At 25.3% G+C, this 12,339-nt stretch carries 10 protein-coding genes; 8 read left to right on the top strand and 2 right to left on the bottom strand.

The features are described from left to right. Nucleotides 1-35 precede the first annotated feature (35 nt). Together ACUN06_RS10705 and ACUN06_RS10700 are read right to left on the bottom strand one after the other, a co-directional pair. Nucleotides 36-1,277, bottom strand: a complete 1,242-nt coding sequence (locus ACUN06_RS10705) for a LysM peptidoglycan-binding domain-containing protein (protein ID WP_449389767.1) — start codon at nucleotides 1,275-1,277, stop codon at nucleotides 36-38. A gap of 162 nt (nucleotides 1,278-1,439) precedes the next feature. Then, nucleotides 1,440-2,789: a [Fe-Fe] hydrogenase large subunit C-terminal domain-containing protein gene (locus ACUN06_RS10700; RefSeq protein ID WP_291733208.1), complete on the bottom strand. Its 1,350-nt coding sequence runs from the start codon at nucleotides 2,787-2,789 to the stop codon at nucleotides 1,440-1,442. A gap of 161 nt (nucleotides 2,790-2,950) precedes the next feature. Between ACUN06_RS10700 and ACUN06_RS10695 the strand changes: the two genes are divergently transcribed. The 8 genes from ACUN06_RS10695 (at nucleotide 2,951) to ACUN06_RS10660 (ending at nucleotide 12,331) form a co-directional block, all read left to right on the top strand. After that, nucleotides 2,951-3,631 (top strand): Crp/Fnr family transcriptional regulator, encoded by a 681-nt coding sequence (locus ACUN06_RS10695; RefSeq protein ID WP_294125294.1) that lies wholly within the window; start codon nucleotides 2,951-2,953, stop codon nucleotides 3,629-3,631. Nucleotides 3,632-3,726: 95 nt separating this feature from the next. Then, nucleotides 3,727-5,454: a hydroxylamine reductase gene (gene hcp, locus ACUN06_RS10690; protein ID WP_449389766.1), complete on the top strand. Its 1,728-nt coding sequence runs from the start codon at nucleotides 3,727-3,729 to the stop codon at nucleotides 5,452-5,454. A 393-nt stretch (nucleotides 5,455-5,847) separates the two neighbouring features. After that, nucleotides 5,848-7,605, top strand: coding sequence for an SUV3 family DEAD/DEAH box RNA helicase (locus tag ACUN06_RS10685; protein WP_302739579.1), 1,758 nt, complete (start codon nucleotides 5,848-5,850; stop codon nucleotides 7,603-7,605). Between the two features lie 46 nt (nucleotides 7,606-7,651). Then, nucleotides 7,652-7,789 carry a hypothetical protein gene (locus ACUN06_RS10680; protein WP_291733199.1) on the top strand — a complete coding sequence of 46 codons (138 nt, stop codon included), beginning with the start codon at nucleotides 7,652-7,654 and terminating at the stop codon, nucleotides 7,787-7,789. A 170-nt stretch (nucleotides 7,790-7,959) separates the two neighbouring features. Continuing rightward, nucleotides 7,960-9,507, top strand: coding sequence for a YceG family protein (locus tag ACUN06_RS10675; protein ID WP_294125302.1), 1,548 nt, complete (start codon nucleotides 7,960-7,962; stop codon nucleotides 9,505-9,507). Nucleotides 9,508-9,552: 45 nt separating this feature from the next. Next, nucleotides 9,553-10,746, top strand: a complete 1,194-nt coding sequence (locus ACUN06_RS10670; protein WP_294125304.1) for a toxic anion resistance protein — start codon at nucleotides 9,553-9,555, stop codon at nucleotides 10,744-10,746. A gap of 193 nt (nucleotides 10,747-10,939) precedes the next feature. Beyond that, nucleotides 10,940-11,569, top strand: a complete 630-nt coding sequence (locus tag ACUN06_RS10665; protein ID WP_294161258.1) for a TerD family protein — start codon at nucleotides 10,940-10,942, stop codon at nucleotides 11,567-11,569. A gap of 183 nt (nucleotides 11,570-11,752) precedes the next feature. Next, nucleotides 11,753-12,331: a TerD family protein gene (locus tag ACUN06_RS10660; RefSeq protein ID WP_294125307.1), complete on the top strand. Its 579-nt coding sequence runs from the start codon at nucleotides 11,753-11,755 to the stop codon at nucleotides 12,329-12,331. The last annotated feature ends 8 nt before the right edge of the window (nucleotides 12,332-12,339 follow it).

The raw sequence follows: 12,339 nt of genomic DNA, 5'->3' as shown, positions 1-12,339 counted from the left end.
AATAAAAGGAAACCCCATTTATAGGAGTTTCCTTTTTAGCATAATTTTATTTTTAATCCAGGTTTTAAAAGTGTTAAATCAGTTATATTATTTAATGCAATTAATTCTTCAAGTGATAATCCAAACATATTGGCTATTTTATTTAATGAGTCATTTTTTTTAAAAGAATATATTCCATTAGAATATATTTGAAAAACTTCATCTTTATTAATAAAATTGGGATTTTTAATATTATTTAATTTAGATAGTTTTAAAATAGGAATATTAAATTTTTCTGAAATTTTAATAAGAGTATCATTTTCATCAACCACATAGGTAAATGGATATTTACAATCTTTTATCATCCAATTTTGAATTGAACTATTTTCTTGTTGTAATGGAGAAATGATGAAAAAGTTTTTGTAAGGAATAGAATTAATAGTAATACAAACATCATTAGTATTGTAAAAATTCATTAGTGTATTATAAATTGAATGGTAAAATAAATTACTATATTTTTTGGTAGAATTTTTTAAATGAAATAATAGGTCTTTTGAAAAATCTATATAAGCAAAATTGCTATCATAATTTAAACTATTAATTAGTGTATTTTTATCAATAAGTGAAAGTAATCCCTTAGGAGGGGTTTCAAATTCCTTTGAAAAAATTAATGAAATATTATCATTAGTATTAAAAGTTATTGTTTTATTATAGCACCAGATAGTATTTAAATTTTTATCAGGATAATAAAAGTTTATATTTTTTAAATAAGGAGTGTTTTCTAATATATCATCTAATTCAAATGAAAAATAGCCTTTATTTTTGATATAATAAATACTTTTAACTAATCCTATTCCTAATACATAATAATTTACGGAAAATTGAGATTTATTTTTTGATATTGTGGTAACTTCTATAGCTGAATTATAGTAAGAAAGGTGGGTTCTAACTTTAGCATTTTTATTTGTAATACAGCGTTTGCTGCCATCAGATAAAATCCAAAGATTATTTTCACAAAGAGGTTCTTTAATTAAATAATTATTTGTACAATCTTCATCATTTATAAATTGTTGATGATAAGAAGAGATATTGGTATAATAGCAAAGTTTAATTCCATCATCGGTATATTTATAAACATTAATAAAAGAATTTATACCATTATCATATCTTACTTGAATTTTATCATCATTGAAATATTCAATATATCTTTTAAAAGTAAAGCTTTCGTTATTTGTACATTTGTATACATAAATTGAATTTGATTTAGGTGGAATATAGTCTTTTGGTTGTATTTTCATAGTTACTCACCTCATAATCATTTGTGTAATAATTTATTTAATTGTTATTACAGTATATGAAGCAAAGTATTGTAATGACTTAAAGTATTTATATAAAATTAATTAAAAAAAAGAAGTTGTTGCCAGCATTTGTTAACAATAACTTCTTTTAATATTTAAATTTTAAAATTCTCTTTCTAACATATTAATTTTTTTAGGATCTTTAAAATCCTCTAATGATGTAATTCCTATCTTTTCTAAAACATCATCAAGAATTTTGCTATGAACAGCAACTTTAATTGAAGCATCATAAGCAAATTTATCAACTGCTTTTTTAGCATCAGAAGCAGGAACTAAAATTTTAGGGCCACCAACACAACCACCAACACAACCCATTCCTTCAATAAAAGTTGCATCTAAATTTCCAGAGAGAGCTTTATCAAGAATTTCTTTACATTCTTTTACACCTTCTGCTTTTTTAGATTTAAAGTATTTAATTTTATCAGGATATAATTCTTCAATTGCTTCTGAAACAGCGATTGAAACGCCTCCAGTGCGGGCATATAACCTTCCACCCCTTGAAGTATATTCTATAGAAGGAATTCCTTTTAAATCTTTGGGATGAAAATTAAAAGTATTAAATATATCATTTAATTCTTGGAAAGTTAGTACAAAGTCAATAGCATCAGCAACATCAGGAGCAGTAGCTTCTGATTTTTTTGCAATACATGGGCCAATGAATACAACTTTTGCATCTTTATTAAGAGCTTTAATTACTCTTCCAGCAGCAATCATTGGAGAAACAGAAGGTGAAAGATTTGGAATTAAATCTTTATAAACTTTTTTTAACATTCCAACCCACATTGGACAGCAACATGAAGTAATCATTAAATCATTAGGGCTATTAACATGTTTATTAAATTCTACAGATTCTTTTACTGTTAACATATCAGCTGCAAAGGCTACTTCAATCATATCAGTAAATCCTAATTTTATAAAAGCAGCCCTTAATTGATCCATTGTAACATCTTCACCAAATTGCCCCATAATAGCAGGAGCAACAGCTGCTATAACTGTTTTATTATTTTTTATTAAATTCATAATAGGTAAAAATTCAATTTTATCTAAAATACGTCCATCCTTACAAGCATCAACGCAAATTCCACAATCAATGCAAATATCTTCATTTATTGCTGTAGTTTTATTTTCATTATCATAAATTATTGCATGAAAAGGACAAGATCTTTGGCAGCTATAAGTATTATTTTTATCAGGTTTACAATTACTATTAGAACATTCAAGCTTTTCAACTATTTTTTTATTAACATTATATTCTGTAATTGCTTTTTTTAAGTTATATACATAATTATTATCAAACTTAATATCAACACCACATAAAGAAGTTATTATTGCAAATGTTTCTTGTGGAGATTTTTCATGACAAGTAATTATTTTATTTAATGTTTCATCAAAATTGCCATTATAATAAGATTTAATTAATATATCAAATAACTCAACATATTTATTATTCATTAATATACCTCCAAAAATAAATAATGTTTGTATATTTTAGTATTTGTTTTTATAACTAAAAATAAACAAATATAATATTATAAAAATAAAATGTTTTTAGTACAAGAATTATTAGAAATATAGTATAATTTTATATCTAATAAAATAAGGGATGTTTTTAAATGGAAAATATAATTAAGATAATAAAAAAAAATCAATTATTTTCTGGAGTAAGTGAAGAAAATATAAAAAATATATCAAAAGATATTAAGTATTATATAAAAACTTATAATAAAGGTGAAATAATTGCACATGAAGATGATGAATGTAGAAGTTTATCATTAGTTTTAAGTGGTGTTGTAGAAATACAAAGATTGTATTTAAATGGAAAGTATATAGTGTTAAATAGATTAAATGAAGGCGATGTATTTGGAGAAGCATTAGTTTTTTCAAAGGCAAGAACTTATCCTGCAACAGTTATTTCTTTAAATGAATCAAAAGTACTTTTTATAGATAAAAGTGATATTTTAAAAATACTTACTAAAGAAGAAAAAGTTTTGGAAAATTTTATTTCATTATTGAGTAATAAGGTTTTTATTTTAAACTCAAAAATAAAAAGTATTTCTTTTAAAAGTGTAAGGCAAAAGGTTATTGGCTATATCTTAAATGAAGTAAAAGAGCAAAAAAGTAATTCTATTATGTTGAAAAATACTAAAGAAGAAATAGCAGCATTATTAGCAATTCCAAGACCATCATTATCAAGAGAATTAATTAATTTAAGAAATTTAGGATATATTAAGTTTGATAGAAAAAAGATTACTGTATTAGACATTGAAAGTTTAGAAGAGGAATTATTTAATTAAAAAAACTGTAACAAAAGTTACAGATTTTTTTTTAATAGTATCATAAAATAATCACATAAATATTAAAAATATACTTTTAAGAGGAGAGTTTAAATATGGAAAATAAAATGTTTTGTTTCCAATGCCAAGAAACAGCAGGATGTACAGGATGCACTAAATTTGGTGTATGTGGAAAAAGTCCAGAATTAGCAAATATGCAAGATTTATTAATATATGTTACTAAAGGATTATCAGAAGTAACAACAAGATTAAGAAAAGAAGGAAAGAAAATAGATAAAGAATTAAATCACTTTATTACTTTAAATCTTTTCACAACTATTACAAATGCAAACTTCGATAACGAAGTATTTTATAGTAGAGTAAAAGAAGCTTTAAGAATTAAAAGAGAATTAATTGAAAAATTAAATGATAAGAACAACTTATCAGAAGTTGCTTTATGGGATGCTTCTTCAAATGAAGAAATGGACAAAAAAGCAGGTATATTAGAAAGAGTTAAAAATGTAGTAAGTGGTTCTAAAGAAGTTAAGACTTTAAACACAATATTAGAAGAAAAATCAAATAGTGATGAAGTTGGAGTACTTGCAACTAAAGATGAAGACATAAGATCATTAAGAGAACTTATAACTTATGGATTAAAAGGATTATCAGCATATTCTAAGCATGCTAATGCTTTAGGGTTTGATAATGAAGAAATAGATGCATTTATGCAAGAAACTTTAGCTAAGCTTTTAGATGATTCATTAAGTGTTGAAGAATTAATTGCTTTAACATTAGAAACAGGAAAAGTAGGGGTTGATGGTATGGCATTATTAGATACTGCTAATACACAAACTTATGGAAATCCTGAAATTACAAAAGTAAATATAGGAGTAGGTAAAAATCCAGGTATCTTAGTATCAGGACATGATTTAAAAGACATTGAGCAATTATTAATTCAAACTGAAGGAACTGGAGTAGATGTTTATACTCACTCAGAAATGTTACCAGCTCATTACTATCCAAATTTAAAGAAGTACAAGCATTTAGTAGGTAATTATGGTAACGCATGGTGGAAACAAAGAGAAGAATTTGAAAGCTTCAATGGTCCAATTCTTATGACTACTAACTGTATAGTACCACCAAAGAACGAAAGCTATAAGTCAAGAATGTATACAACAGGAGCTGCTGGTTTCGAAGGATGTGTTCATATAGAAGCTGATGAAAATGGAGTTAAGGACTTCTCTGAAATAATTGAACAAGCTAAGAAGTGTAAAGCACCAATAGAAATAGAACAAGGTGTAATAACTGGTGGATTTGCTCATGCACAAGTATTTGCATTAGCTGACCAAGTTGTAGAAGCTGTTAAGACTGGAGCTATTAAGAAATTCTTTGTTATGGCAGGTTGTGATGGAAGAGCTAAGGCAAGAAACTACTACACAGATTTTGCAAAAGCTTTACCACAAGATACAGTAATATTAACTGCAGGATGTGCTAAGTTCAAATATAATAAGTTAGAGCTTGGTGATATCAATGGTATTCCAAGAGTTTTAGATGCAGGACAATGTAACGATTCTTACTCATTAGCATTAATAGCATTAAAATTAAAAGAAGTATTTGAATTAGAAGATATTAATGAATTACCAATAGCATTTAACATTGCATGGTATGAACAAAAGGCTGTAATAGTATTATTATCATTATTATACCTTGGAGTTAAGAACATTCACTTAGGACCAACACTTCCAGCATTCCTTTCACCAAACGTAGCTAAAGTTTTAGTTGAAAACTTTGGAATCGGTGGAATAACTAATGTTGAAGATGATATGAAGATGTTCTTAAACTAATATTAGAATTTAATATAAGATTAGTATAATTAATTCCTAGGAGGAACTTAACGTAAAGTCCTTCTAGGATTTTTTTATAGATTTAAATTATAGTATTATAAAAAGCTACCTAATCTTTTTTGGGGGAAGAAGAAATTAGATAGCTTTTTTATTGGAGGAAAATTTTATTTTGTTTATGTTTAAATTATAATATTAAATTTTGTCAGTTTTGTTTCAATTTGATGAATTTAACATGAAGAAAGATATAGTAAATATTATTGGGCAATAATATAAAGTAGTTTATAATAATTTTATATGAATAAATAAAAAAATATACGACTAATATAATAAAGAAGAGGGTATTAAAAAGTAGTAATATGGATAAAAGAACTAATAAGGTAGCGGAGGAATTAAATGAAAAAGAATGCAGCACTAAGGGAATTTAAAAAGTTAAAAAGTCAAATAAATCAAATAGAAGAAATAGTACATCACTCAAAGATAGGAGCATTAGTAGAGCAAGAAACTTCTATTAGAAAAAAAATAAGGCTTCTTAAGGAAATGGAAAAAGAGGGGTTTAAGGAATATGAGTATGTATTTGAAAAATATGAAGAGCTTTTAGAGTATATTTCTAAAAAAATGATTGAGGATTATAATAAAAAAAATAATACTGATTTTGATTTTTATGAAGTTGTTAGGGGAAATTATAATACATTTTTAAATTCAGGTGTAATGACAGTTCTTACTAAACAACATATACCAAGGCTTATTGGAGAAGCATTTGAAGAAGCCTTTCCAGATAATCCTAAAGATGAATATATGGTAACAAGAAGAATGAAAAGAAAAATATATATTCATCTTGGAGATACTAATACAGGAAAAACTTATAATGCAGTAGAAAGACTTAAAACAGCTAAAAAAGGAGTGTATTTATCTCCACTTAGAATTTTAGCATTAGAAAATTATGATAAATTAAATAACGAGGGTATAATTTGTGACTTGATGACAGGAGAGGAAGAGATAATAAATGAAAATTCAACTCATGTGTCTTGTACTATAGAAAAGGTTAATTTAAAGCAAAGTTATGATATTGCTGTAATTGATGAAATTCAAATGATTAGTGATACTCAAAGGGGAATAGCTTGGAGTAGGGCACTTTTAGGTCTTAGATGTAATGAAATTCATATTTGTGGAGCAATGAATGCTAAGGATATCTTGATTAAGATATTAGAGGATTGTGAGGATGATTATGAAATTAAAGAATATCATAGAAATATACCTTTAGTAGTTGAAACTAAAAATTTTAGTTATAATGATGTCCAAGAAGGAGATGCTATTGTAGTTTTTTCAAAAAAGAGAGTTTTAGAAATAGCACAGGATTATTCTAATAAAGGAATTAAAACTAGTATTATTTATGGTGATTTACCACCAGAAGTTAGAAAAATGCAATATGAGCAGTTTATAAATAAGGAAAATAAGGTGTTAGTTACAACAGATGCTATAGGAATGGGAGTTAATTTACCTATAAGAAGAATAGTATTTATGGCTATAAGAAAATTTGATGGAGAAGAGGTAAGAGAATTAACATCTCAAGAAGTTAAACAAATTGCTGGAAGAGCTGGAAGAAAGGGAATATATGATACTGGATATGTATCAGGAGTTTCAGATACTCATAACTTTATAAGTAGGAAATTAGAAATGAAAGATGATATCATAAAGCAAGCAGTAATAGGACCTTCAGAAGAAATTTTAACTATAAAAAGCTTACCATTAAATGAAAAGCTAGTATTATGGAAGACTAGAGAATCTAAAATTAATTATTATACTAAAATGGATATAAGTGAATATTTATTAATTTTAGAAAAAATAAAAAGATATAAGCTTAAAGAAGAAGATCAATGGGATTTATTAAAGGTTCCATTTGATGTAGCAAATGAAGAACTTATGGATAAGTTTTTAGAATATGTAGATGAAATATTTGTTGGAAAAGTTGATGAAATAACAAAGCCACAATGTTTTACAGGAAATCTTGATGACTTAGAAATTTATTATCAAAAAATTAATATGTATTATTCTTTTTCTAAGATATTTAACTTAAAGTTTGATGTAAATTGGGTTTACAATGAAAGACTTAAAGTGAGTGAAGATATAAATGAAATTTTAATTAAAATTTAAAATATATTAATAATGGGAAAATTATAATATAAAAGGAGATGATTTCATGACACTGTTATATGATTATAATATTTCTGTAATAATAGGAAATTATTTATTAGGGGCTTTAGCAAATGATGAAGATTTAAATTTAAATTCTAAAAAGTCTAATTTTTTTACTAAGTTATTTAGAAAAAATAAATAGATAGTATAAATCAAATAAAAGTAGAGCTATATTCATGGTGAATTGTGAATATAGCTTTATTTTAATAATAATTTATAATTTAAGAGTAAATTTGAAAAAAGTTGAAAGTAATATAGAAAATAAGATAATATTTAAATAGGAGTAATTTAAAGAAAGTATGAGGAGTATAAATGTCTATAAGTTTAAGAAACTTAACAATTTATATGTTTAGAACTATTTATGAAAGAAGTGATAAATACAATAAGTTAAAGCCATATTTTTATAGATTTATAGGAACTGATAATAGTTTAAAATATAATGATTATATTAAAACACTTGAAAGTAAATGTAATGAAGAAAAAGATAAATGTATTATCTTTGATGGAAGTATTCCTTTAAGTGGAGAGATGGAATTAATTCAATATATATTTAATGAGCTTGCATCTATGGATATATATAAAATGACATCTCAAGAAATTGTTATATTTAATAATTCTGAAACTAATTTTAAATTTTTAAATGCATTAGAATATATTATTTCAATTGCTTGTAAGAAAGAAAATTTTTTAAATGAAAATGTGAGAAATAATTTTATTACTAAGTTAATTGTTTGGGCTTATACATATGCAAAGAATATACAATATGATGATAGTATAAATCCTAAATGTATTTATTATGGTAATATACAAAGGCATGAAATTTATTTTTTAATTCTTCTTTATAAAATGGGCTATGATGTAATTTATATTAATCCATTAAAAGAAGAATTTTGGGATGAAATTGATAGTGATGGATTAAGTGAATGTATCAAAGAAATGGAGATATTAAGCATAGAATCATTTAGAGAAAGAGCTAATAAAGGAGAAGTAATTAATAATTTTGAAACAATTACTAAGCAAATACAAAGGGATATAGAAAATGAATTGTTTTTAAATACTGGAGTTTTTAAGCCATGGCAATTTAGAAGTGGATATACTAAAAGTGTATTACTAGATACTATTTTAGAAGATATATATATTTATTGGAATGAACCATGTAAATTAAGAAGTGGATTTAAGGTTGAAGGAAATACAGTTAGAGTTCCTTGCTTTTTTAAAAAGATAAATGGTATATATAATGATGAGCTTGAATATCAAAAGCTTGTAAAGTATTGTACATCATCATCTAATACATTGGTATTTAATAATGTATATTTTTCAGAGGAAGTAAAATTTACAAATGATATGTATTCACTTATGTTTTGTCAATTAAGTGATGGTACTTTTGATATTGATGAAATTAAGAAATTATCAATATATAAGTTTTCTAAGTATAGTGAAGAAATTCAAAATTTCTTGCTTAAAAAATTTAATGAAACAATAACTAATAAGGAATTATATAATAAAAATTTAAATAAAGAAGATATATTAAAGTTTTTAGTTTTAGTTTTAGGATTAAATGATAGTATTATAAGGCTTATAGATAACTTTGATTTTACTGGTTTTGTACCTAAAATAGTAATTTATTTAGAAAATGAAAATACTTTGCCAGAATCAATGCAAATGATTTTAGGATATTTTCATACTATTGGAATTGATATTATTATATTCAATCCTTCAGGATTATTTAATATTAACAATGTAATAAATGAATCTATAGTAAATGAATTTAGGCTTGATATAATGAAGTATGATTCAAAATATAAAGAATTAATAAATATGAAACAAGGTATATTTTCAAGGTTTTTAAGAAATAGATAAAACAAATAAATTTAAAAATAGATTAAAAAATGGGAGTGTTGATTTATGAATAATTATAACAATAGCAATATGGGGCAGGGATTTGATAACTTCAATGTAAATAATCAAGGAGACAATAGCTTTAATGGATATCAAAATAATTATGGTTATATGAATACACAAGAAAATATGCAAATACAAAATAATGATTTTGATGTAGCAACAATTTCTGAATATAAACAAAGATTAAGAGGAATGAAGGAAGTTCAAGATTTAACAAGTGAAGTTGAAATTCAAAATCCAAATTCAATAGTGATGTTTGGACAAGGCGCAAGTGAACAAATTTCAAAAGTTTCAGATGAGCTATTAAATTCAATGAAAGCAGTAAAAGCAGAAGAAGCAAGTGAAATGTTAGTTAACTTAACTAAAATAATGGATAAGTTTGATATCAAGGAATTAGATGGTTCAGAAAAACAATCTATGCTATCTAAATTTATGAAAGGCGTAGGAAATAGTGTTGCAAAGTTATTTCAAAAATATGACACTATGGGATATGAAGTTGAAAAAGTATATGTATTATTAAAAAAATATGAAAATGATATAAGAGAATCTAATGCTAATTTGAAAAAACTATATGATGCAAATTTACATTACTATCAATTGTTAGAAAAGTATATTGTTGCAGGAGAATTAGCATTAGAAGAAATAGAAGCATACATATATCAAATATCAATGAACAATTCTCTTGGACAAGAAGAGAAACAAATGATGTTGCAAAAGCTTGAAATAAGCAAAGAAATGTTATCTCAAAGAGTTTATGATTTACAAATTGCTGAAAATGTAGCAATTCAATCAGCACCAATGATTCAAACTATTCAAATGTCAAACTTTAATTTAATGAGAAAAATTAATTCTTCATTTATAATAACATTACCTATATTTAAGCAATGTTTAGCACAAGCAGTTATATTAAAAAGACAAGAAATTCAAGCAAAATCAATTAAACAGTTAGATGACAAAACAAATGAACTTATTATGAGAAATGCCCAAAATACAGCTAGACAATCAGTTGAAATTGCAAAAATGGCATCAGGAAGTTCAGTTTCAATATCTACATTAGAAAAATCTTTTGAAACAATAATGAAGGGAATTGAAGATACAAAAGCAATTCAAGAAGCTAATAAAGTACAAAGAATTGAAAATTCAGCTAAGCTTGAAAGAATTAAGAGTACGATGAAAAAAAATACAGCTAAATTATAAAAATAAATTATTTAAATTTAAAATAAAAGTTGATAATAATCAGCTTTTGGTAAAAATAATATAAAATTTTATTTTTATAGCATTAACAAAAATATTATTAACCACAAAAAAGGTTGCAAAAGAATTTATTAAGTGGTATAATTTATCGTATAAGATAATTATAAATAATATTTAAAAGACGGAGGGGTTGAATATGGGAATTAATTTAGGAGCAATGATGAATAATATTAATATGGGAGCAAGCAATGGCAACAATGTTAATGCTTTAAATTTAAAAAAGAATGATATATTAAATTTAGCTAAAAAAAATCCAGGACTTAAAAAGGTAATATTAGGAGCAGGATGGGATGTAGCAAGTGGTGGACAAGACTTTGATTTAGATATAGCAGCATTTTTATTAAATGCTAATGGAAAAGTTCAAAACATACCAGATGATGTTATATTTTTTAATAATATGCAAGGACAAGGAATTTACTTAGAAGGTGACAATAGAACAGGAGCTGGTGAAGGTGATGATGAAAGAATAAGAATAGACTTAGAATCTATTCCAGCACATGTTCAAAAAATAGTCTTTGTAGTTACTATTCATGAGGCTCAAGCAAAGAGACAAACATTTGGAATGGTTGAAAATTCATATGTGAGATTATTAGATGAAGAAAATAATGAAAGAGAAATTTGTAGATTTAATTTAAAGGAAAATGGCTCAACAGTGACTTCAGTAATTTTTTCTGAATTATATAAACAAAATGGAGAATGGCAATTTAAAGCTATTGGAGAAGGAAAAATTGCTGATTTAAATGGAATACTAGGAATTTATATGTAGTAAAGAAAAAGGATATAAGTGGCAAGTGACAAGTGGCAAGTTAAGGAGGAAACCTTAAATCAGTGGCAAGTGACAAGTGTCAAGTGATAAGTTAGGGAGTTTCTGAAAATATATTTATTAAATTCAGAAAAAGCTGAATTTATACCTAAACTTGCCACTTGAAACTAATAAAAAGGAGAAGTTATGACAGGAATTTTAAATTTGAAAAAAAATGATATTTTAGACTTAAGAAAGGCTGAGCCAGGATTGAAGCATGTTGTTTTAGCAGCGGGTTGGGATGTTGCTAAAAAAGGTTTCTTTGGATTAGGTACAGATTATGATTTAGATTTAATTGCTATATTATTAAATGAAAATGATAAAATGATAAATAGGGGAGTAATTTATTTTGGTAATTTAAATGGTCCAGGAATATATCTTCATGGAGATAATAGAACAGGAGCAGGAGATGGAGATGATGAAAAAATATCTGTTGATTTAGAAAAGCTTCCTGCTAATTGTAGCAAAGTTGTATTTGCTTTAAATATTTATAATGCAGTTAAAAGAAAACAAAGTTTTTCTAAGGTAAAAAATGCATATATAAGATTATTAAATGAAGATAATGGAGATAAAGAAATTTGTAGATATAATCTATCAGAAGATGGTGGAGATAACACAGCATTACTTTTTGCCGAATTAGAAAGAAATAATGGAAGTTGGCAATTTAAGGCTAAGGGAGAATTATTACATGCAACAGTTTCTTCATTAGCAAATATGTACAAATAGGAGTGGAA

The organism is Clostridium sp. ETTB3 (assembly GCF_053571985.1).
The sequence above is the reverse complement of the archived record's forward strand: the minus strand, read 5'-3'. Positions and strand labels throughout refer to the sequence as shown.